The sequence below is a fragment of the Paenibacillus sp. 01L418 genome (assembly GCF_056400045.1).
In genome coordinates, this window is the sequence record NZ_JBFTSN010000037.1 from 1 (window position 1) to 23,168 (window position 23,168).

The window sequence follows — 23,168 nt, forward strand, 5'->3', positions numbered from 1 at the left end:
ATTTAGGTCGGTTTTCACTCCGCCCATCATATAATGCATAGCTGGCGCAACCGGAATCCAGTCCGACGTCAAATCGAGGCCGTATTTTAAGCAATATTCATATATAGTAGGAAAACGGTGCTTTACCATTTCCGGTGATTCATGTGTAATATCAATATAAACGAAGGTCGATTTCGTCTCTTCCATTTCACTGACGATGGCTCTCGCCACAACATCACGCGGTGCCAGCTCCAGCTGCTCATGGTAGCGTTCCATGAAGCGCTCTCCTTTAATATTACGAAGATACGCCCCTTCGCCGCGCACAGCCTCTGATATCAAAAACCTTGGCGCGCCTGGATAACATAGAGAGGTAGGGTGGAACTGAATAAACTCGACATCCTGTATGTATGCCCCTGCTCGATAAGCCATCGCAATGCCGTCTCCTGTGGCAACCTCAGGATTTGTCGTGTAACGGTACAACTGGCCAGCCCCGCCTGAGCTTAAAATGACGGCTTTGCCTCTTACAAACAACCGCGCACCGCTTGGCTTCTGTACAATGACACCACAGCATTCGCCGTCCTGTGTAACCAAATCAATAACAAAATGGTCGTCCCAAACTTCGATCTTAGGATTGGCAATAGCCGTTTCGGACAATGCTCGTACGATCTCGAAACCAGTAGCATCCCCGTTAGCATGCAAAATACGCCGCTGGCTATGCGCTCCTTCCTTCGTAAGCGCAAACTCGCCATTCTCCAGATCGAATTGCGTCCCCATCTTTATTAAGCTGCGAACACCTTTGGGTCCCTCATGAACGAGTACATCAACCGCTTCATTAGAACATAAGCCTGCACCCGCTACGAGTGTATCTTGTCTATGGTAAGCCGGCGAATCCTCATCCGAAATAACCGCAGCGATACCGCCCTGCGCATAACGCGTATTGCTGTCGAGCAGCGATTTTTTCGTAATCATGAGGACAGAATTGTTTTCACTTGCTCGTATAGCGGTAAAAAGACCGGCAATGCCGGCCCCAATTACAATCACATCTTTTTCTATAACAGGCAGCTCACTTAACTGCACATCGACTAAATATCTAGGAATCATCATTGGCTCCTCCAAGCGTAGAAGCAGCGCATACTACTTCACGAGTAGCATGCGCTCCAAGGATAAACGGGCTTGATCTGCAACATGTGGCGGTACGTAGATTTGAGGCTGCATCGTTTCCAAGCATTTCACTAGTTTCTTCAAATTATTTACTTTCATGTTAGGGCACACCAAATATTTAGATGCAAAAYGAAAAGTTTTACCTGGGCTGTCTAAACGAAGCTGATAGCCAGTGCCATCTTCTGTTCCCACGATAAATTCTTGGCAATCTGATTCTTTACAATATTTAATAATAGCGGTTGTACTGCCTACAAAGTCGCCTAGCTCAACGACTTCAGGACGACATTCCGGATGCACAACGAATTGCGCATTAGGATATTTCGCTTTCATTTCTTCTACGTCTTTAACCGTCAGCATATCGTGCGTATTGCAGTAACCTTCCCAGATAATCATTTTCTTATCGGTATTCTGCTGCACATAGTGGCCTAGGTTCTTATCTGGTACCCAGATGATCTCGTCGCCTTCAACCGAATTGACAACTTTAACCGCATTTGCCGATGTGCAGCAAATATCAGTCTCCGCTTTGATCTCAGCAGACGAGTTAATGTAAGTAACGACCTTTGCATTCGGGTGCTGCGCTTTCAGCTTACGCAAGCCATCAACACTTACCATGTCGGCCATCGGACAGCCCGCACGCTCGTCGGGAATGATAACGGTTTTATTAGGAGCCAAAATTTTTGCGCTCTCACCCATAAAGTGAACGCCGCAAAAAACAATAACTTCAGCATCCGTTTGTGCAGCCTTCTGCGCAAGCAGGAAGGAATCTCCACGGAAATCAGCTACCTCTTGAATTTCATCACGTTGATAATAATGAGCTAAAATGATAGCATTCCGTTCTTTCTTCAACTGTAACAACCGTTCACGCAGCTCTCGGTTTTGCTCCGCCTTGCGTTCCAGTGCCAGTGCTTCCACAGTAGATCCTCTCCTCTTATGAGGGATGGGCGATAACCCATTCCGTTATACGGCAAGCTGAACTTTGTGAATTGATGCACAAACTTAGAAAGTCGCTTACCTATAGTTTAAACCAAAAGGGATAAATTCATTTGATTAAGTTTTAATTTACACGCGGTAGATGCTACTGTCAATGCGTTAAAGGCCTTTTTAAGGCAGCAATTTAAAATAAATTATTTTGATCGCTGTATCTCACTCACATTCTTCGTAAATGAACCTTTTTTACTATATAATCGCGACCTCCGTCATCACTTGTATTAGCAACGAAATAAAAAAAGTCTCTCTCCGCGATGGAGAGAGACCATATTGAATTATCTTTTTGCTGGATCGTAAGGTTGACCAAGTGCTGAGGGCGCATTTGAACGACCAACAGCTCCTGCCAAAACGATCAATGTCAAAACGTACGGCAGCATGTAGAAAAATTCAACTGGAATATGCTGCGAGAATTCAAAGCGCTGTGCAAAGCTTCTAAGCGCCTGAGCTAGACCGAAGAACATTGCTGCTCCTACAACGCCAAGCGGATTCCATTTGYCGAAAATCAGTGCTGCGAGCGCAATAAATCCTTGCCCAGAAATCGTATTATGCGCAAAGCTGCTAGTCGTCGTCAACGTAATTGTCGCACCGCCAAGGCCTGCAAGCGCGCCGCTGAGCAATACGCCGATATAACGGTATTTCGTTACGCTAATACCAACGGTATCCGCAGAGCTCGGATGTTCGCCCACCGCACGCAGACGCAAGCCAAATGGCGTATGGAACAAGACGAAATAACTGATTACTGCGATAGCTAGGACAATATACGTCGTCGGATACGCGGTGAAAATAGCTTTCCCGAGCAACGGAATATCAGATAAATAAGGTATTTTCACTTTGTGGAACACATTAGCCAAAAGCGGCGTTTGACCTGATCCATCATAAATGCTTTTGGTTAGGTAAAGCGCTAAGCCAAGCGATAGAATGTTAATAACGACACCGACGACGGTTTGATCCGCACGGAACGTGATCGTTGATATCGCATGCAATAAAGCAAATAACGTACCATAAATAGCTGCAGCTATAAATCCAATCCACGGTGAAGCACTGCCTAACCCAGCTTGTATCGCATACTCCGTTGCAACTGCCGCGGCGAACGCCCCTGAAACCATCAAGCCCTCTAGTCCGATGTTCACAACACCTGAGCGCTCTGAGTACATACCGCCAAGCGCTGTAAAAATGAGTGCGGTGGAGAACACGAGCGTTGTATTAATAAGTTGTCCAATGATGTCTAGCACGTTCATCCTACACCGCCTCCTTCCGCTTGCTTGCACGTTTATTTAGAAAAGGCTTTAAGAACCACTTCACCAATCCATGCGAAGCAACGAAGAAAATAACGGCGCCGATTACGATACGCACGACCTCAGGAGGAACACCCGCACCAAAGCTCATGCCTGCTGAACCGTAGCTGAGTCCACCGAATAAGATTGCACCAAGGAATACACCAATCGGCGTATTGCCGCCAAGGAGCGCTACCGCAATACCATCAAACCCATAGCCCGGAGAAGCGGCCATAACGGTCTGGTTGCCGAACACGCCTAAAATTTCAAACACGCCGCCCAGACCAGCGAATACGCCGCTTATAAACATCGACTTAACCATCGTTACGTTAACGTTCATACCCGCATATAACGCTGCATCCGGATTATGTCCAACAGCGCGAAGCTCGTAGCCTTGTTTCGTACGCCATAACACGAAATAAAACACAACGATACAAATGAGCGCAACAACCGTACCCCAGTGCATACGAGCGTTGTCTGTCAATTTAATAAGCCAATCAATTTTCACCATAGCTGATTCATGAACCGGCATCGACTTCTGCTGGCCTTTCTCAACAAGAAACTTCGCGATGATAAAATTGGAGAGGAACAATGCGATCCAATTCAGCATGATGGATGAAATAACTTCATTTACTCCACGCTTCGCTTTCAAGTAACCAGCAATACCCGCCCATAGACCGCCGAATACAGCACCCGTAATTACAGCTAGAGGCGCATGTATATACCATGGCAGGTCAAGCAGCACGCCAACGATTGTCGCGCCAGTCATGCCCATTACAAATTGTCCCTCAACACCGATATTGAATAGACCTGTACGGAAAGCGAAGGAAACGGCTAAACCTGTAAAGATCAATGGTGTAATTGCTCGAACCGCTTCTCCCATATTGTAAGGAGTGCTAAACAGCTTATTGATTAAAGAAGTGTACGCTAGAATTGGATCGTACCCTCCAGCAAGCATGGCAATGGCGCCAACCACAAATCCAAGAATGATTGACACAATTGGAATAAGGATAGACGATTTATTAAATATTTTTTTCAAGGTTTCCATATACGCTATCCTCTCCCCTCTGATGCAGGTACAGCTATTTTGTTACCAGCCATCATAAGTCCAAGCTGCTGATCATCTCTTTGCTCAGCATCAACCTCACCCATTAGCTTGCCTTCATACATGACCGCAATTCGATCGGACAGTGCATACAGCTCATCAAGCTCAAATGATACGAGTAAAATCGCTTTTCCTTCGTTACGAGCTTGTACCAACCGCTTGTGCACAAATTCAATCGCACCGATGTCGAGACCGCGTGTAGGCTGAACCGCAATTAACAAATCAGGATCTTTATGAAGCTCCCGTGCGATAATAGCCTTCTGCTGGTTTCCTCCAGACAACTGACGAGCATGCGTATGAATACCTGATGAGCGAACATCAAATTCGTTAACAAGCTTTTCAGACAGCTTGTCCATGCTGTTGTAATCAATAAACATGGAACGGCCGAATTCCGGCTCAAAATACGTATTCAAAATCATATTTTCACTAACTGAGAAATCTAGCACCAGCCCATGCTTATGCCGATCCTCTGGTATATGCCCTACTCCCGCAACCGATATTTGGCGCGGAGAATGATTCGTCATATCCTTGCCATTCAGCTTAACGCTGCCGCCGTCCAGCTTGCGCATACCAGTTATAGCGTAAATGAGCTCGCTTTGCCCATTGCCATCAACACCGGCTATGCCAAAAATCTCTCCTGCACGAATGTTGAAGCTCGTACCATCCAGTACATTTTTGCCTTGATCACCTTTCATCTGCAATCCATCCACAGATAAAATAACTTCGCCAGGCTCGTTCTTCGTCTTCTTCACCTCGAAGGATACGTCCCTGCCGACCATTAATTCCGCAAGCTGCTGCTCATTCGTCTCATCTGTAGTTACTGTCTTGATAACCTTGCCGCGTCGAATAACGGTTACAGCATCTGCAAGAGCCATTACTTCTTTCAATTTATGCGTAATGATAATAATCGACTTTCCTTCAGCAGCCAGGTTGCGAATGATTTCGATTAGCTCCTCAATTTCCTGCACCGTCAAAACAGCTGTCGGCTCATCAAAAATAACGATTTCGGCGCCGCGATACAACGTTTTCAGAATTTCAACACGCTGCTGCATGCCTACTGTAATATCTTTAATTCGCGCCTGAGGGTCTACATTCAGACCATAACGTTCGGATATCGCCCGAACCTTCTCATTAGCGAGCTTGTAGTCGATTTTCATACCTTTGACAGGCTCATTGCCAAGCACAATATTTTCTGCAACGGTAAAAGGCTGTACGAGTTTGAAATGTTGATGAACCATTCCGATGCCAAGGTCAATTGCTTTAGAGGCACCCTCAATGACTGTTTTCTCACCATTAACCCAAATCTCGCCCTCGTCCGGTTGATATAGTCCGAACACAATGTTCATTAGGGTCGATTTTCCTGCGCCATTCTCGCCAAGCAGCGCATGAATCTGACCTTTCTTCAATTCAAAATTTATGGAATCGTTAGCTACCAATCCGGGAAACCGCTTTGTAATTCCCTTTAACTGTACAGCCGCCTTGCTCCGGTCCATTCCTCATCATCTCCCCGGTTTTTACTGCTTCAATATGCATAAAAAATTTGACATTAAAAGCACTTACTTATCCCAACAAAGAACAAAGACCGGCCGAAGCCGGTCTTGTCTGATTCATCAACAAACGATCCTCAATCAAAGGATACCATTGAATGGAGAAAACTATTCAGTAGGTACTTTAATATCGCCGCTAACGATTTTTGCTTTGTATTTCTCTACTTCAGCAAGAACATCAGCTGGAACGTTTTTCTTAGATGTTTCTGGCAAGCCTACTGCATCGTCTTTCAAACCTAACTCTTGTACAGTTCCGCCAGCCCATGTTCCAGCGAGTAGATCTGTGGATACTTTATGAACAGCAGTTTCAACGCCCTTCATCATGGACGTTAGTGTAATTTCATCACCGAACTCAAGTGATTGGTCTTTATCTACACCAATAACCCAAACGTTTTCACCATTGTCTTTACGCGCTTTACCTTCATTGAACACACCATTGCCTGTAGCACCAGCAGCGTGGAAAATAATATCAGCACCGCCATCGTACATTGTTGATGCAGCCAATTTACCAAGGTCAGGTTTACCAAAGTCACCTGCATAGTTAACTTCAACTTTAACATCCGGTTTAACCGCAGCAACACCAGCTTTGAAGCCTGCTTCGAATTTCTTGATAACCGGAATCTCCATACCGCCAACGAATCCAACTTTATTTGTTTTTGTCATCAAACCTGCAACGACACCAACAAGGAAAGATCCTTCGTTTTCAGCGAAAGTAATAGAAGCAACGTTTGGCGCTTCAACTACGCTGTCAATTACTGCTAGCTTAGCATCTGGATTTTCTTTAGCCACTTTGCTTAGTGCATCATTAAACAAGAAACCGATACCCCAAGTAAGGTCATATCCTTCTTTAACGAAGCTGTTTAGGTTCGGCTCCATGTCTGCTTCGCCTTTACTTTCCAAGAACTTCGTTTCCGCACCAGTCTCAGCAGTTACTTTCTGAAGAGCTTCCCATGCGCTTTGGTTAAAGGATTTATCGTGTACGCCGCCAACATCAGTAACCATACCAATTTTTTTGCCTTTTCCAGTACCATCGTTTTCAACAGCAGGCGTAGTGCCTTTATCTCCGTTCGTGCCACCCTCGTTGTTTTTCTTTCCTCCGCAAGCTGACAACACTAGTGTCAACGCGATCATCATTACAAGCATAAAGCTAAATGTCTTTTTCATGCGTGTTTTCTCCCCTGCTCTAATTTTTGTGTAGCTTGGCAACCCCTGTTACATTCTTATTCTTGCTGATACTGGCCGCTATTATTTCATTATAGTTACAAAAAAATAAACGTCAATAACTTATGTCAGTTAAAATGACATAAAAACGTTATGACCGTTGTCATGTAACATCTATGTAACATTTGACCAATATGTGCAAAACCCCCATGTGAGCATTTCTGTTTTTCATCTGAGGTTTATACACGTATTATAGGCTAAATCCGAACATTAATAAAGAAAAAAATAGTCGCCCGCTACTCTTTACAAGTAGCAAAGCGACTATCGTTAACAATTATCCATAAAATACTATTCGTTCTTATCTGGATCTTCTGTTGCATCACGTTTCTCAAGGTTCGGAGCTTTCGCTTCGTCCTGATCACGAGTTTGGATGCGCACCTTTACGTCTCCAACCGTCTCAATAATAGGCTCGGTTGTCGGCTCATTTGTTTCAACTGCATCAGTAGAAGGACCGCCTTCCAAAGTACCAGTCTCAACCAAACGTTTGATTTGATCCATTTCGAGCGTTTCTTCATTAAGCAGTGTTTGAGCAATCAAATGCATTTCTTTGCTCTTCTCTGTTAATAGCTTCTTCGCACGATCATAACAGCCTGTAATAATGGATTGCATTTCTTGATCTATCTCGTATGCAATGGCATCAGAGTAGTTCTGCTCATGTCCAATATCACGTCCAAGGAATACTTGGCCTTGTGAACTGCCGAATTGCATCGGTCCAAGCTTGTCGCTCATACCGTATTCCATAATCATACTGCGTACGATGCCTGTCGCTTGTTTAAAGTCGCTATATGCACCTGTACCAATTTCACCAATAAACAGTTCCTCTGCTACACGGCCTGCAAGCAAACCAGTGATTTTGTCCAGAAGCTCCTGTTTCGTTACAAGCATACGATCTTCTTTTGGAAGCATGATGACATATCCGCCAGCACGTCCGCGAGGAATAATCGTAACCTTATGCACCATATCCGCATGCTCCAAGAAGAAGCCTGCAATCGTATGGCCTGCTTCATGGTAAGCGACAATACGTTTCTCACGATCACTGACAACACGGCTTTTCTTCTCCGTACCAACAATGATTCGGTCAATCGCATCATCAACTTCAACCATTGCGATATCTTTCTTATTACGACGGGCAGCTAGGAGAGCTGCTTCATTAAGTAAGTTTTCTAAATCAGCGCCACTAAAGCCTGTTGTACGTCTTGCGATAACTTCAAGCTTAACATCCTTGGATAGCGGCTTATTGCGCGCATGTACTTTAAGCACCGCTTCACGGCCCTTAAGGTCTGGACGGTCAACCGTAATTTGACGGTCAAAACGGCCTGGACGCAGAAGCGCTGGATCAAGGATATCCGGACGGTTTGTTGCTGCAATAATAATAATACCTTCGTTGGCACCAAAGCCATCCATTTCAACGAGCAATTGGTTGAGCGTTTGCTCACGTTCATCATGTCCGCCGCCTAGACCAGCGCCACGTTGACGACCTACCGCATCAATCTCATCGATAAAGATGATACAAGGAGCATTTTTCTTCGCGTTCTCAAACAAGTCGCGTACACGGGATGCACCGACACCGACGAACATCTCTACAAAATCAGAACCGGAAATGCTGAAGAACGGCACGCCCGCTTCGCCTGCTACTGCACGAGCAAGCAATGTTTTACCTGTACCCGGAGGACCAACAAGCAATACGCCCTTCGGTATACGAGCGCCTACTAAATTGAATTTCCGCGGGTCCTTCAAGAAGTCTACGACCTCAACGAGCTCTTGCTTCTCCTCGTCTGCGCCAGCGACATCTTCGAATGTAATCCGCTTCTTCTCATTATCGTAAAGCCGCGCTTTGCTCTTGCCAAAGTTCATAACTTTGCCGCCGCCGCCCTGAGCTTGATTCATCAAGAAGAAGAACAGGACAAAGATGATGACAAACGGAATAATGGAGGTAAGGAATGTAAGCCAAATGCTTGGCTGATCCATTTCCTTCGTCTCATAAGCGAATCCATACTGCTTCGACCATTCAGCGATCTTAGGCTCAGCGCTAACGCCGGTCCTTGATACGAATTGATCGTTTTCTGCATCCGCAGGTTTCACTTTATATTTTCCGGAAACAAAATAAGATTGGTTCTCGTACTTAACACTTAACTCTTTAACATTCCCTGACTCAATTGCTGCAACGAGTTCATCGTAACGCAATCCAACGGTCGTGTTATTTTGGCTGCTGATAAATTGAAAAATCCCAACGGTCACCAAAAAGATAATTAAATAAAAACCAGTATTACGGATGATCCGATTCATCCCCAACCTCCTCTCAGACGCTTAAAATATTTTACCATATCATGACTTTCCATAACAATAGAGGTGTACGGAGAAGGGCATGTACGGGTGAATCGCAATTATTTTTGATAAACTTGCGGCTTCAAAATACCAATATAAGGGAGATTACGATATTTCTCTGCATAATCCAGTCCATAACCGACAACAAACTCATCAGGCAGTGAAAAGCCTTTATAGTCTGCTTCCAATTCAACTGTACGGCGAGCAGGCTTATCGAACAAAGTTACAACTGTAACAGACTTCGCATTGCGACGCTCTAGCACGTCAATTAGGTAACTAAGCGTCAATCCGCTGTCGATAATATCTTCAACGATTAGAACATCTCGGCCTTCGACAGATACATCGAGGTCTTTAATAATTTTGACAACGCCAGATGATTTCGTGGATTGTCCGTAGCTAGATACAGCCATAAAATCAATTTCAAGCGGCACTGTAATTTCCTTAACCAAATCAGCCATGAAAATAAACGCGCCTTTCAAAACACAAATAACGAGCGGATTACGCCCATTAAAATCTTTACTCAGTGTTGCACCAAGTTCCTTAACCTTCTCACCAATTTGCTGCGCGTCGTACAATACTTCTTGAATATCGTTCTGCAAGTGTAAATCCCCCTACGCTTAACTATGTTTATGAGTGTACCAGTGCTTCTTATTCGTTGCCTGCCCTTATGAATAACACGTCTTTTGTGTGTACATCCGTAAGCGCATGGCTTGATCTGCGAATGCCCGGAATCCAGAGTAATTTGCCTGATCCATCAAACAGCAATGGATACAGCTCTCTCTTCAGCGGAGCAACTTTCTCGTCAACGAACATATCTTGCACTTTTTTCGAACCATTTAATCCTAAAACCTGAATTCTGTCTCCCGGCTGCCGATTTCGAACAACGAGCGGATACGTTAGTTCCGACGCATCAAAGCAGGCTTCATAACGCGATGCAGGCTTACAACTTTCTAACGCTGATGTATAAGCAAACTCAAATGTCCACCCGCATTGCTCGATCGCCAGGCTAGCTTTATCCCTTCCCACCTCGCACAAATAGACACTCGCTTCTTTGGATACATGCTGTGGCACTTGAATCCACCGCATTCTATCATATTCACGAGCGCAGCAAATGCCGGCACCAGCATCGATTCGCCAAGTTGCAGGCGCATGAGTGGAAGCAGCAAGCCTCATCGTCTCAATCTGCTCGAAAGATATCTTTTCCGTTTCCTTAGAAAGATAACTTAATATTAGTTTAATCAATCTCCTTTGTAAAGCGACGTGGAGACCATGCAAATCGTCGCAGCTTATCGCGCATTCATTGGGGGATAACGTAACGAGCTGCGCTAATAACGCTTCGGTTTGTTTCTCCATCCATTCGTCTTCCGCTCCCGCTACTTCAGCAAGTCGTTGAAGGGATTGGGATATGTGCGGATTATGCTTTGATAAATACGGTAAAATATCTAACCGAATGATGTTTCGGAAATAATGGCGTTCCTTGTTACTGCTGTCCGTGCAGTAAGGAATTTGGTGTTCTTCGCAGTAACGCAGAAGGTCTGACTTGTTCATACGAAGCAGCGGCCTGATAAGTTCCACGTTTTTTTCTCTTCTTTTACTGAGAATTCCCGCCAAACCAGTTAAGCCTGTCCCACGAATGACGCGCATAAGGACGGTTTCCGCCTGATCATCTGCATGATGGGCGAGCGCGATACGCGAAGCTCCATATCGGGTCGCGATTTCATGCAAAAAGCCGTACCGCCTCTCGCGTGAGGCAGCTTGTCCATTCATTCGGGTTTCTTCTATATAAGACGGCATGTCGAACGTTACCGTCTCACAAATGACCCCTAGCTGCTCCGCAAATTGCTTAACGACAATCAGCTCATGCGCCGACTCCTCTACTCGAAAGCCGTGATTCACATGAGCTGCAATAATGGAGATTTCATTGCTCTTCGCTACAGCAGACAGCATATGCAGCAGCGCCATTGAATCCGGACCTCCGGACACTGCTACAACAATACAATCCCCTCTCGACCAAAGCCTGCGGTCTGCAGCTGTTTTCTCAAGCTCGTTTCGCAGATTCATAGGTTGTACCTCACCTTCATTTCCCGTTGCGTGCTGCCGCTACAGCACATTGCGTATGAGCCAGTAAACCGACGTTCCAAGCAAGACCGCTGAAAGGGCAGCAAGCCCCTTTAACCACCCTGGTGTAGCAGAGGGTCTATGCGTGTCTCGTCTATGCATCAGTAAACGCCAAGCCGCTGAAGCCTCACCCGCATCCGAATACTGTCCTGCAAAAGCTTTACGCAGCCATCCGGCAACTGGCTTTAATACCGAACTGGATTCAGCGATCTGGATGAGCTCCACAGCTGAGCGATTTTGCGGCAATAGCTCCACCGTCAACTGATGAAGCCGTTTTGGTTCATGCAGCTGTATGCAAAGCACACCAAACGAGAACAAATCGTAACTCGGATCAGCAGATCGCGAGCCTTCATTCCAGTAGCCCCGATCATAAATTTCAGTAAATTGGCGAACGGCTTTGCCTGCTGCAGTCACCCCGCCGAAATCAACCAGCTCAACATGACCATAATCGGCAACGAGCACATTTTCCACCTTTAAGTCGCCGAACACCCATCCTGCTTGGTGCAGCTTCGTCAGCTTGCCCAGCAGATTCAAGCCAACTAACGGAAACCACTCCGAGCCGTGCTGCTTTAGGTAATCGTCCAGCTTAGATCCCAGTACATAGCGCATAATATAAAAAGGATATTCCTTTCCATCCGGACCGTACAAATCATCTACGTCGAACAAAAAGGATTCCTGCCCGTATTGCTTCTGCTTGGCGATCGACTGCAGCACATTGATCTCCGATTGCAGATCGAGTGCATCTAAACCGAGCTTCATCGCATACCAGCTGCGATCACGCTGTACGAGATATACTTTACCGTTTGCGCCCTCTCCAAGCAACCTCTCTATCCGGTAACGCCCTTGTTTCCACTTGCCAACCACCACCATGCCACGGCGAAGATCAACTTTAAACGACGTAGTCACTCATCATCCCATCCGTTTCGTCTCTGCTCTGTCTACCATAATCGCCCTGGCGATAAAAATCAATGACATGCATAATCGCAGGGCCCGTCGGCGTGGTTCCGCCCATTTGCAGTTTCGGAAAGATGGCGTGAACACCATTCAAGTGACTCGTCCAGCTCAAATCCATCAAACAGTCATCCCCATGTCTTGAGCCTGGGAAATGAAATACCGAGATTTCACTTTTTCCTTGTCTCGCTTGCAGGCTGAGCATTAAATCGCGTATAGCCTCCTCCACAGCCGCCAGCTTTGGCTTCATGCTGGCGCTGGCATCAATAAGAAGCGCCACTTGCAAATTTGATGTCTCCCCCAGCTCGTCGATAACACGTACAACATCGCCACGCTTCTCCGGCGACAATGCTTCGATTGAGCCGTTGCCAAGCACCTGCTTCAATTCCTTCTGAACTGCTAATTGAATCGTCTGCACTACGGTCTTGCGAGTCATCATCTGTACCGTCTGCGACAGCTGACGCATATTTACCATCCTGCTTAGACCGCCGCCCGCACGCGCAATCTCATCAATCTCAGCCGCGCCAAGCTCACCTACATCGCCATGATCGAGTACGCCTACTACATTTACTGAAATTCCTTCCGATTGTGCATGTGCCGCCGCTATGACTGGACTTAGACCCACATTAGAGCATCCATCTGTAATCAACAATATTTGCTTCATAATGATTTACCCTCCTCAAGCGTTTGAGAATCAAACGCAGCATCGTAAGCATAGGCTTAGTGTTTGAGAATCAAACACAGCATCGTAAGCATGAGCCAAGTGTTTGAGAAACAAACACGGCATCGTAAGCATGAGCCAAGTGTTTGAGAAACAAACACGGCATCGTATGCATAGGCTTAGCGTTTGAGAATCAAACGCAGCTTCGTAAGCATAGGCTTAGCCCTTTGCCTTTCTATTAGCTTTGCCTTTTTTGAGAGGGATAAACAACTAGACTAGTTAAAAATTGATATTTACACATATAACAAACCAATATTACTTGTATTAATAAGGCACATCTGTCCACTCATTGAAAATAGGTTTGATATTCATAGCAATATGTATAACTATTTTATTTGAGCATTTACTATGTACCACAGTTGAAAATTACTAAACTTCATATGCCCCTTTATCTTTCATCGGTCATAATTGAGTGTTGAATGAATGCAGCAACAAATTGATGTTTCAAAAATAAAATCTACGTGTATGTATTAATATTAGTGTGAATTCCGTTTCGCGGGTTAATTCAACAAAGCATGTCATGTCTTTGTTACTTTAAAGCTTTTATGTACTATACGCTCGCTATTATGTAACAAACAATAACAATAGCCCATTTCCTGTCAGCGTGAGTCAGCCGACAACAAAATAGGCTACTGCTTGCTCAATGAATATCATAGATACAAGCTCACCGTTCAAGTATCCATTCATCATTGTTTTAATTTTATAAATGATTTCACAATCCATATTTTATTTCTATACTCAGCTCACCGTCCTTGGACGCTCCATGCGCGTCACACCCGGAAAACGGAAGGATGCCCATTCTGGCAAATGCTTATCGATACGCGCTACAAGCACGGTCATATCATCAATAATCTCTCCATTATGATGACGAACCACCTTCTCAAGCAGCGCATCCGCCATTTCCTGCGGATCATCTGTCGCCAGCTCGCTAATAATTCGCTTCATCCAGAGCTCTTTATTAACCGCAAGGCCCGGCGCATCATAAATGCCGTCACTCATCATGACTAGCGTGTCGCCCGATTGCATTTGCATCGACACGAAGTCGACGTCAATATCTTGAAGAATGCCAATCGGCAAATTGTTCGCTGTTATCGGAATAACCTCATTTCCTCGTTTAATAAAGCTTGGCGTTGATCCTATTTTCATAAACGTCGTTTGCGCCGTATACAAATCAACGATCGCTAAATCGACGGTAGCAAATACTTCATCAGATGAGCGCAATAAGAGCACCGAGTTAACTGACTTCACGGCCAGCTTCTCATCCATGCCTGACTGCAGCAGCTGCTGCAGAATCGACAATGCCGCGCTGCTTTCCTGACGCGCACGCTCACCATTGCCCATACCATCGCTGATCGCAACTGCAAACTTGCCATTTCCAAGCTCCACCATACTAAAGCTGTCGCCAGACAGCAGATCTCCTCCTTTAGCTGCACCAGCTATGCCCGTCTCCACCTCGTACTGCTTGGCTGAACCAAACGCGACCAGGGACGGCTCACCGCTTCTCGTTGGGGAGTGCTCCGACTTCACTGCAATATGCTCTCCCAAAATATCACTAAGCAGCGGTGCGATTATTTTTCGGCACTCATCATAGCCTTGTCCAAACGTATGATACACCTCTATATCCACATTCCCCTCCTCTAAGCTCACAATATCAATCCCCTGTACGGATAAACCGAGTCCTTCCACCGCCTCTCGAATTTGCTCCTCCTGCAGATGAAGCGTTTGTCCCTCCCTTTTAATTTCTTTCGCCAAATCCTCCATTACCTGCGATACACCCTGCAATTGATCCGCTACAAGCTGACGGGAGTCGCATATTTGCYTCTTCCAGTGCATATTATTTTGATATAGCTCGTACTGCTGGCTCATATCCACAAGAACCTGTGACGATTTCACGCAATGCGCCGACCAAGCCCGCGGTATTTCCTTAGGGGACGGAATCCGTTTCTCCTCTACAACCGTCATCATATCGGTCATCATTTTGTACGTATGAAAGAACTTGTCCTCCCAACAAGCATTTTGCCGATGGCAGCTGGCACAGCTGCGCTCAGCAACCGCATTCATAAAATGGCTGATCTCATCCTCCCTTTTAACCGTCGTAACGCTGCTATTGAGCTGGCCAAAGCTCTTTGACAGCTGACGGAACACTTCTGAGTACTGTGATACGCGGTCCGCAGTCACCTCACGTACCCGCTTGGCATAATCATGCTGAGATTTGGCATGCTCATTCGTACCCGGCACATAACGTGATATCGTGCGGATCATAATACGCGGCGTCAGCATAAGCAGCGTTGCGGCTGCTACCGACTCCCAGGTTGAGCTCATAACATCAGCCTGACTTCCTACATATATGGATAAAATCGATGTTCCAAGCAACATTCCGAATGCCGCTGCCATTTTGCCGCCATCACGCAGCAGACCAGCCAGCAAGCCCGCAAAAGCGAGTAAGCTCATTTGAACGACTGCACCAAAATCAGCCAAGCTTAGAATGAGTCCTGCAACCACACCGACCGAAGCGCCAAGCGGCGCACCCCCTGCTAAAGCAAAGAGGAGCAGCATATAACGTGACATCACATGCTCTACCGACATTCCGTAAAACACCCATCCAACCGCCCCCGTCATAACCGACGCGAGTAAAATCATTAAACAAATGATTTCCTCGTTTTTGAGAGAAGCTGATTTTTTGGTCATCGTAAGCACCGGTATCGCTTGTATGAACACCAATGTGAGCACGAAACCAAGCGCGGCCTCCACCACAACGAGCATGAAATTGTACCAGCTCAGCTCGTCCCCTATAAACACGCTGAACATTTGCACCATTAACGTTGATGCGAACACTAGAATGGGCGCCGACGACAGTTCTGCCCTCTCGTAGGTTTCTAATCCCTTTAGAAAAAGAAAGAGTACAGCAATCTCCATCGCAATCCACATCGGGGCAGGATCAGCTGCAAACCAGCTCCCGGCTACTAAGGATATCGCTACCCACGGGTAAATATCCCTTCTCATAAAGTAAATAACGGCGAAATAAGCAATGGCAAACGGCATCAGCGATTCGAGTATAACCGCTCTTCCGAGCAAGAAAGCTACACCTACGAGTAGAAACGTCCACTTTTTTGCTAAAATGACTTGAATGAACCGCCTTGCAGCCGCCCATTCCCGACCTTTCTGCAACATCGTCTGAGCTAGTCCTAACCGTTTCACACCTGGAAGCACAACCGCGTTTTCCTTTTCCATGAGCAGACACCACCATTCCGAATGTAATGTGTTTTTCATTATAGGAGGTTGTCCGCATAAAGTATGTCAGTTAAAGCAACTGAATTGTAAATTTTTTCCGACAAAAATAAATGGCATTGCGGTCATTGTCATTTCACTGTCAAACATATATCCCATATGGGATTTCAATACCTCCTGCACAACCAAATCACACAGGTCCGACAACAAAATATGTGTTGTGTCCTTTTGAAATGATGGCGAATCGGGGTTATAATGTGTCGGGAATGATGGAGGATGAGAGAAAAGTATTTTTTTTACGATTCTGCGCGCTTTACAAACGACATTGACCGTGACAATTAGAGGCTCGTCCAAACATTCACCAGCATATACGCAGTCTTATTGTCCTGCTTCGACAGCAACCTGTATACGCTTACTCATTATCGCGGGGAAACTTGTGCAGCTGGACGCAAAAAAAGCAGAACCGGTTAGGTTCTGCTTCATGTATAATGTTATGACGATTCAGCTTATACTCGCTTGGCACCGCGTCCGCCGCGTTTGCCCTCCGTATTCTTCTTCAAAGAGGAGATGCGCTCTTCGCTGTCTTTCAGGAACCGTGACACTTTATCCTCGAATGACGGTTTACCGTATGCCGGTCTGCCAGCCGATTGCTTGTTGAAGGGACGTCCGCCGCCACCACCACCGCCACCGCGGTTGAAACGTTCGCCACCACCACCACTACCGCCAGTGCTTCCACCGCCGCCTCCGCTGTGACGCTCGCGTTGTTGTGGCGCTGGTTGGCCTTCTGGCCGGTCAATGGCTTGCTTAATGGAAAGCCCGATCTTTCCGTCTTTGTCCACGTTGATCACTTTGACTTTCACGACATCGTCGATCTTCAGGTGATCCTTCACGTCTTTGACGTAATTATCAGCAATTTCCGAAATGTGAACAAGACCCGTGACACCTCCCGACAAGTCGACAAATGCCCCAAAATGCGTAATGCCTGTCACTTTTCCTTCTAACTTAGCGCCCACTTCAATTGCCATAAAATAAAATGTTCCTCCCTAAAAGTTATGCGAAGCAAAACTGAATTCATAAGCATATGCTAAAAGTTTTGCGAAAACGCTATTAACGTGATTATAACCGAACCGTTCAAGTAAGGTCAACAGACGTTCACCCGAATTGACGCCCTAATTAGTCACTGAAAATTTGCTGCTCGCCCTTCTTTACCATGCCCTGCTCTTTTGTTGCTAGCTGTTCGATATATTCTGGGTCGTTTAATCGTTCAATTTGACGTTTAAGCTCCTCGGTTTCTTTGGTGGTAACATCAAGCTTATCTTGAATTGTAGTCAGCTTCAAACCTGTTGCGTTCTTCTGCTGCATTTGGCCAAAAATTGTATACCCCGCCCAGCCCATAAATAGCACGATGAACATCATCCATAGTTTGAACCGGCGTTTTGTGCCAGCATTCCCTGGCGTTTTATTCTCAGCTGCTTTTGCCATGAGCGGTGTTACCTCCTAAACCATTTGCTCCACAATCGAGCTATTCGTTGTCCAAATCCCCTCAGCTTGCCAACTAATTGCCATTTGGCAGCGTAGCGCGATAGCCACCGTCCAAGCGGACGAATGACTGGACCTGCCATCCAAACAAACAATTTCCAAAATGGACGGACTAATTGTATCACAATTTTTAGAGTGAAAATAGTGAGCGCAGACCCAAATGCCAAAATTACCTTTACCAACTTATAGAGCAGTAAAATCGGCTTAACGATAAGAATATCCAGGCATTTTAGCAAAATTTGGATTAGTTTGCGAACGGCTCCGATGATCCATTTTACGACTTGAATAACGATTCTGCTAAAAAAGAAATAATAGATGACCATCCCAATAGCCAGTCCGATAAAAACGTACGCTCGCACCTCGCCATTGTTGCTAGCGTACAGTACCCGAAAGACGATCAATGCCGCTGCCATCCAGTAAACGATATCAAGCACCGGAAGCCACCAGCGCGGAAGCTTGAGCTCATTCGTCACGACTCGGTAGCCGTCGAATACTGTTCCCATGCCAAGGCCTGATAATAGCATGACCGCCATCGTTAACCATTGCATATTAAGCGTCACTTAAATAGCTTCCCGAACAACCCTTTGGATTTAGAGGAGGAATTGTTGCTGTCCATATAGGCGAGCGAATGGACGAGTCCTTCAATAGTTACCATTCCCTGTTCAAGGCTAAGAAGCTTCATATGCAAATTTTGGCCCTTAACCTCCAAGAAGCCAAGCTCTGTTTCGAGTAAAAACTCTTCGCTGTCAAAGCTCTCTACGTTTACGACTCCGGTAAGCTCCAGCAGCTTGCGATTTAGCATTTTGACTTCCTGACGCTTCTGCCCCTTGCCTTGGTCAACCATAGACTCGTCCTCCGCTTCGTTAACATGTCTTGGCGTAAACGGCTACAGCCGAGCTAGTGCGGCGCAGCATACGTTTCGCGTTCAAATATAAGAAGGGCATAGGCGTAAAGCTTATCCTGTCTTATATGTTAAGACTAGCTTATGGGGCGTGGACGAGAATTAGAACCTAATCTGCTTGATTCATAGCATTCAGCGCGTCGTCGTTTCTTTCTGTATATACCTGTAGAAAAACTAGCAATAGTACAATGGTTACCAACTGGTTGAATAGGCTATAGCATAAATCAAATATCGTCGCGGTTATCCATGATTGATTCACAAAGAGAGAGAAAATAAAAACGATAATGCTGGTAAGCACTATGACCATAACGTATCCGCCAATCGCATAGCCTACAAGCTTGAAATAACGCCCGCGTGCCAAATCACGGCTAACTGTCATCGGATTTATCCGCGATGTATCAGCAATAGAAACAATTATAGGCATCAGCATCAGCCATACAGCAAACAAGAAACCCGGAACAATAAATACGATAAATCCCGCAATTACAATGACGCCGTGTAGAAAAGTATACACAATCATGCGCGGCCATTTGCGAAGCCCCCGCAGAATGGGCTGCACAATGCCACTGCTATTCCCCGTCATTTTACCAAGTATGTAATAGATAATCATCGGCGTGATGACACATAGGAAAAATAAACTGGTCACACTGTCCATGCTGTTGGCGGGCATATAAATAAAGCCGTCTTCCGGTTCAAAATAGTAATAGTTTTTAATAGCCTCAACCGGAATCGTAATTATCGCTGTTAAAAATAGAATGGGTACAATGTTTTTGAAATAGAGAGCACAAGCATGCGCAAGCAATGAAAAACCCTTTCGCCGATACTCGGGAATGGGCAGCTGCAGATGATTCATCGAATAGTCCTCCGAGTATATAAACATAATTTATGATGTTGAAACAGGGAATCTCGTAAAATTTAGAAGCTACTTATTGGGCATAAAAAAAGACTGCCTGCAAGTATTATGCTTGTAGGCAGCCTTGTTGTTATTGCGGTACTTCCCAGTCGAGCGTATTCTCGCGCTGGCGTTGCTCTTCTTTCACCAAGGTATACAGCTCTCCGGCTTCATCCTTACGGGTCGTCTCCGCAATTCGCTCAACGCGAACGGTTACGATTTTTTGACCGAACTGGATTTGGAGCTCATCACCGACTTTGACGGCGCTGCTAGCTTTCGCTTCGCGGCCGTTGATCCATACGCGACCTTGCTCGGATACATCCTTCGCAACGGTACGGCGTTTGATCAGCCGGGATACCTTAAGAAATTTATCTAATCGCATAGATTATTGGATAGCTTCTTTCAACTTGTTGCCTGCTTTGAATGCAGGAACTTTTGCTTCAGAAATTTCGATTGGAGCGCCTGTTTGCGGGTTGCGGCCAGTGCGTCCAGCACGTTTGCGAGTTTCAAAAGTACCGAAGCCGATCAATTGTACTTTATCGCCACCAGCAAGTGCATCTGTTACTTCGCCCAAGAAGCCGTTAAGTACTGCTTCTACGTCACGTTTAGTCAAACCGCTTTTTTCTGCAATGTTGTTGATCAAGTCTGTTTTGTTCATTATAAAATCCTCCTAATTTTTAACCATTATTTGTGGTCGACGCTTGTGGCGTCGCCTTTGCTTCCCATTTTTACTCTCACGAAGAATACTTATTCTGCCTTGTAGCAAATAAATCCTGCCGCTATTTGAAATTTTTTTGCGTTTGTTGCGGAATAAAGGCGATTCATGACGAATTGCAAGCTAGGATTGACGTTTTGCCTCTTCCCACCAACGATCCATTTCTGTTAAATCAGTCTGGTCAAAATTTTTACCGCTTATACGAAGCTGTTCCTCAATATACTCAAATCTACTGCGGAATTTTTTGTTCGTGCGGGAAAGCGCCTCTTCCGGATCAGCGTGGATGAAGCGCGAGGCATTGACGACTGCAAACAGCAAATCTCCAAGCTCAGATGCCTGCTCCTCTTCCGATTGCAAGGTTATCGCTGCGCGCAGCTCTGCAAGCTCCTCTTCAATCTTGGCAAGCACAAGGCCAAGCTCGTCCCAATCAAAACCTACCTTAGCCGCTTTTTTCTGAAGCTTGTAGGCTTTCATGAGTGCTGGCAGATCTGGCGGAATGCCATCCAGCACCGATGTACGCGAAACATCGGTTCCTTTAATCCGTTTTTCCTCAGCCTTCATTTGTTCCCAGTTAACCAGCGCCTCTTCCGAATTGCTCGCATCAACGTCCCCAAATACATGCGGATGGCGGAAAATAAGCTTCTCGTTAAGTGATTGTATCACATCATAGACGGAAAATGCGCCAGTCTCTTCTTCCATTTGGCTATGAAGCATCACTTGCAGGATAACATCGCCAAATTCCTCCTGCATAGCATCCGGATCATCATTATCGATGGCTTCAAGCGCTTCATACAGCTCTTCGATAAAATTTTTACGGATAGACTGATGCGTCTGCTCCTGATCCCAAGGACAACCTTCAGGGCTGCGAAGAATAGATACAATCTCATGCAATCGCTCAAAGGAACGATTGCGAAGCGCTGCATCATCAGAGCGCGGTACCCAAATCAACGATAAATTACCGTAACCAGGTGTGCGATCAAGCTCGTATAGCGGAACGCGAATGATCTGCTGCTGGGACGCAACACCAAGAGCATGCCCTACCACAACCTCGTAGTCATCGGGATAACGCTCCATAAGCGCAAGCTTAACATCAGATGCCGTGAAGGCATCATACACCTGTCCAATCAGAGTATGCAACTGCGGCTGCAACAAAGACGGCTGTAATTCAGCTGCATCAAGCAGCGCAAAACCTTCTATCGGATCGATTCCAAGACTAATAAAAGCTTGATCAAGGAAGCTTTCACCGCCGATAATTTGCAGCTCAATACCCGCTTCCGGACATTGCTCGCGCAGCAGCTGAACCGTGCGTTCAGCCACCATTGGGTGCCCGGGAACCGCATAAATAATAGGCTCGTCCACGCTTGTGCTCATGCTTTTCGCTTCGGAAATAAGCGCCTCGGCTATTGCCTTGTACACATCCGGAAAGGAATCATGCTGCTCATACAAAGTATCAAATGAGGTATATTCCATACCGATTTCCAGAAGCATCGACATTGCAGGATGCTCAGCCGTACGGACAAAAATTTTCTTCGCTGCTTGCAGCCTGCGCCATACGCCAAGCGTCATTTGGTCAGGATCACCTGAGCCGAGCCCAACAACAGTAAGATATGGGGTTGCCATTTTGGTAAAGCCTCCTTAACTATTCATTCGTATTATGGTCGAAATTTGATGGAGTAGCTATAATGCCAGCGGCTTGCAAAAAGACTTTCGGGGTCGTTTATAGGGATTGAAACGAGCTCGGAAGTGTGTTCGGTAAAGAGCTCGCATGCATTCGAAAATAAGTTCGAAAACGAGCGCACATACATAAAAACACGACTAATCATCGTTTATTTTTGCTCAAAAATCAATAATGAACCAATTTGACATAAACTTCAATATAGCCGTAAAAAATGCTTGCGATTAGCATATCACACTGGATGTTCATAGTTGAAATAGTCAATTCGTAGGAAACAATATGGGATATGGGTATAGCGGATAGTTTAATCTCAATGACATATATCTATCAAAAATAGTTCATCAATTGAGAGAGTTGTTGATCAGAATAAATGAGCTGGTGACCAGGTTTATTACCTGTGAAACTAACCTATTTAACAGAATTATTTATAAAAATATGTAATGATTATGCAATAACCTCTACTAATTCTGCTCATAATTGCTAGATTCCTAGAGATTGTTATAGATCTAGAAACTAGATCTATTTTCTTCAAAATGACCAATATTGCACAAGTAAGTGCAGATATTAGTCTTATTTTGCGACGCTTTCTGCCAATGGGCAGCAGAGGTGCGGAATGGATGGAAATAGGACTAGAATTTAGTTCTATTCGCTTCGGAATGATCAATTTTGCATAAATAAGCCTAGATCTTAGTCTTATTTTGTAGCGCTTTCTGCCAATGGACAGCAGAAGTGCGGAATGGTCGGAAATAAGACTAGAATTTAGTTCTATTTGCTTCAGAATGATCAATATTCCACAAATAAGTCTAGATATTAGTCTTATCTTGTTGCG

General features: G+C 45.5%; 20 protein-coding genes. All 20 read right to left on the bottom strand.

All coding sequences use genetic code 11. From position 1 onward, the window contains the following. Positions 1-1,080, bottom strand: a 1,080-nt coding sequence (locus AC1DSE_RS07840) for an L-aspartate oxidase (RefSeq protein WP_477527564.1), incomplete at its 3' end; no start/stop codon positions are given. A gap of 33 nt (positions 1,081-1,113) precedes the next feature. Further along, positions 1,114-2,052: a quinolinate synthase NadA gene (nadA, locus tag AC1DSE_RS07845; RefSeq protein WP_477527558.1), complete on the bottom strand. Its 939-nt coding sequence runs from the start codon at positions 2,050-2,052 to the stop codon at positions 1,114-1,116. Positions 2,053-2,402: 350 nt separating this feature from the next. Next, on the bottom strand, positions 2,403-3,365 hold the full coding sequence (locus tag AC1DSE_RS07850; RefSeq protein WP_477527559.1) for an ABC transporter permease: 963 nt from the start codon (positions 3,363-3,365) through the stop codon (positions 2,403-2,405). Between the two features lies 1 nt (position 3,366). Next, entirely contained in the window at positions 3,367-4,449 is a 1,083-nt protein-coding gene (locus AC1DSE_RS07855) for an ABC transporter permease (RefSeq protein WP_076271307.1), read from the bottom strand. A 5-nt stretch (positions 4,450-4,454) separates the two neighbouring features. After that, entirely contained in the window at positions 4,455-5,999 is a 1,545-nt protein-coding gene (locus AC1DSE_RS07860; RefSeq protein ID WP_076271306.1) for an ABC transporter ATP-binding protein, read from the bottom strand. 162 nt (positions 6,000-6,161) lie between these two features. Beyond that, positions 6,162-7,217 (bottom strand): BMP family lipoprotein, encoded by a 1,056-nt coding sequence (locus AC1DSE_RS07865; RefSeq protein ID WP_477511769.1) that lies wholly within the window; start codon positions 7,215-7,217, stop codon positions 6,162-6,164. 345 nt (positions 7,218-7,562) lie between these two features. Continuing rightward, the gene (ftsH, locus tag AC1DSE_RS07870; protein WP_477511768.1) at positions 7,563-9,560 is read right to left on the bottom strand and encodes an ATP-dependent zinc metalloprotease FtsH; all 1,998 of its coding nucleotides are present in this window, start codon (positions 9,558-9,560) and stop codon (positions 7,563-7,565) included. 98 nt (positions 9,561-9,658) lie between these two features. Next, the gene (gene hpt / locus AC1DSE_RS07875) at positions 9,659-10,198 is read right to left on the bottom strand and encodes a hypoxanthine phosphoribosyltransferase (protein WP_477511767.1); all 540 of its coding nucleotides are present in this window, start codon (positions 10,196-10,198) and stop codon (positions 9,659-9,661) included. Between the two features lie 49 nt (positions 10,199-10,247). After that, positions 10,248-11,660: a tRNA lysidine(34) synthetase TilS gene (gene tilS, locus AC1DSE_RS07880; protein ID WP_477511766.1), complete on the bottom strand. Its 1,413-nt coding sequence runs from the start codon at positions 11,658-11,660 to the stop codon at positions 10,248-10,250. 39 nt (positions 11,661-11,699) lie between these two features. Beyond that, on the bottom strand, positions 11,700-12,623 hold the full coding sequence (locus AC1DSE_RS07885) for a protein kinase domain-containing protein (protein WP_477511765.1): 924 nt from the start codon (positions 12,621-12,623) through the stop codon (positions 11,700-11,702). After that, a complete protein-coding gene (locus AC1DSE_RS07890; protein WP_441885240.1) occupies positions 12,607-13,332 on the bottom strand; it encodes a vWA domain-containing protein in 726 nt (241 codons plus the stop codon). Before AC1DSE_RS07890 ends, AC1DSE_RS07885 begins: the two co-directional genes overlap by 17 nt. 795 nt (positions 13,333-14,127) lie before the next feature. Beyond that, entirely contained in the window at positions 14,128-16,620 is a 2,493-nt protein-coding gene (gene spoIIE / locus AC1DSE_RS07895) for a stage II sporulation protein E (RefSeq protein ID WP_477527560.1), read from the bottom strand. 503 nt (positions 16,621-17,123) lie between these two features. Continuing rightward, entirely contained in the window at positions 17,124-17,642 is a 519-nt protein-coding gene (locus tag AC1DSE_RS07900; protein ID WP_076271298.1) for a S1 domain-containing RNA-binding protein, read from the bottom strand. Between the two features lie 148 nt (positions 17,643-17,790). Further along, on the bottom strand, positions 17,791-18,099 hold the full coding sequence (locus AC1DSE_RS07905) for an FtsB family cell division protein (RefSeq protein WP_076271297.1): 309 nt from the start codon (positions 18,097-18,099) through the stop codon (positions 17,791-17,793). 8 nt (positions 18,100-18,107) lie between these two features. Next, on the bottom strand, positions 18,108-18,716 hold the full coding sequence (yabQ, locus tag AC1DSE_RS07910; RefSeq protein ID WP_477511763.1) for a spore cortex biosynthesis protein YabQ: 609 nt from the start codon (positions 18,714-18,716) through the stop codon (positions 18,108-18,110). Continuing rightward, positions 18,713-19,000, bottom strand: a complete 288-nt coding sequence (gene yabP / locus AC1DSE_RS07915) for a sporulation protein YabP (protein ID WP_076271295.1) — start codon at positions 18,998-19,000, stop codon at positions 18,713-18,715. The genes yabQ and yabP overlap by 4 nt, the downstream gene beginning before the upstream one ends. Positions 19,001-19,166: 166 nt before the next feature. Next, the gene (locus tag AC1DSE_RS07920) at positions 19,167-19,910 is read right to left on the bottom strand and encodes a YciC family protein (RefSeq protein WP_477511762.1); all 744 of its coding nucleotides are present in this window, start codon (positions 19,908-19,910) and stop codon (positions 19,167-19,169) included. A 130-nt stretch (positions 19,911-20,040) separates the two neighbouring features. Then, positions 20,041-20,331, bottom strand: a complete 291-nt coding sequence (locus tag AC1DSE_RS07925; RefSeq protein WP_076271293.1) for an RNA-binding S4 domain-containing protein — start codon at positions 20,329-20,331, stop codon at positions 20,041-20,043. Between the two features lie 3 nt (positions 20,332-20,334). Beyond that, a complete protein-coding gene (locus tag AC1DSE_RS07930; RefSeq protein WP_053373361.1) occupies positions 20,335-20,607 on the bottom strand; it encodes an HU family DNA-binding protein in 273 nt (90 codons plus the stop codon). A 180-nt stretch (positions 20,608-20,787) separates the two neighbouring features. Beyond that, on the bottom strand, positions 20,788-22,284 hold the full coding sequence (gene yabN, locus AC1DSE_RS07935; RefSeq protein WP_477511761.1) for a bifunctional methyltransferase/pyrophosphohydrolase YabN: 1,497 nt from the start codon (positions 22,282-22,284) through the stop codon (positions 20,788-20,790). Positions 22,285-23,168 lie beyond the last annotated feature (884 nt).

Coding starts and splice junctions, on each gene's coding strand:
- AC1DSE_RS07855 (WP_076271307.1), bottom strand. CDS start 4,449: ATGGAAACCTTGAAAAAAATATTTAATAAATCGTCTATCCTTATTCCA.
- AC1DSE_RS07860 (WP_076271306.1), bottom strand. CDS start 5,999: ATGGACCGGAGCAAGGCGGCTGTACAGTTAAAGGGAATTACAAAGCGG.
- AC1DSE_RS07865 (WP_477511769.1), bottom strand. CDS start 7,217: ATGAAAAAGACATTTAGCTTTATGCTTGTAATGATGATCGCGTTGACA.
- ftsH (WP_477511768.1), bottom strand. CDS start 9,560: ATGAATCGGATCATCCGTAATACTGGTTTTTATTTAATTATCTTTTTG.
- tilS (WP_477511766.1), bottom strand. CDS start 11,660: ATGAATCTGCGAAACGAGCTTGAGAAAACAGCTGCAGACCGCAGGCTT.
- AC1DSE_RS07890 (WP_441885240.1), bottom strand. CDS start 13,332: ATGAAGCAAATATTGTTGATTACAGATGGATGCTCTAATGTGGGTCTA.
- AC1DSE_RS07900 (WP_076271298.1), bottom strand. CDS start 17,642: ATGGCAATTGAAGTGGGCGCTAAGTTAGAAGGAAAAGTGACAGGCATT.
- AC1DSE_RS07905 (WP_076271297.1), bottom strand. CDS start 18,099: ATGGCAAAAGCAGCTGAGAATAAAACGCCAGGGAATGCTGGCACAAAA.
- yabP (WP_076271295.1), bottom strand. CDS start 19,000: ATGGTTGACCAAGGCAAGGGGCAGAAGCGTCAGGAAGTCAAAATGCTA.
- AC1DSE_RS07920 (WP_477511762.1), bottom strand. CDS start 19,910: ATGAATCATCTGCAGCTGCCCATTCCCGAGTATCGGCGAAAGGGTTTT.
- AC1DSE_RS07925 (WP_076271293.1), bottom strand. CDS start 20,331: ATGCGATTAGATAAATTTCTTAAGGTATCCCGGCTGATCAAACGCCGT.
- AC1DSE_RS07930 (WP_053373361.1), bottom strand. CDS start 20,607: ATGAACAAAACAGACTTGATCAACAACATTGCAGAAAAAAGCGGTTTG.
- yabN (WP_477511761.1), bottom strand. CDS start 22,284: ATGGCAACCCCATATCTTACTGTTGTTGGGCTCGGCTCAGGTGATCCT.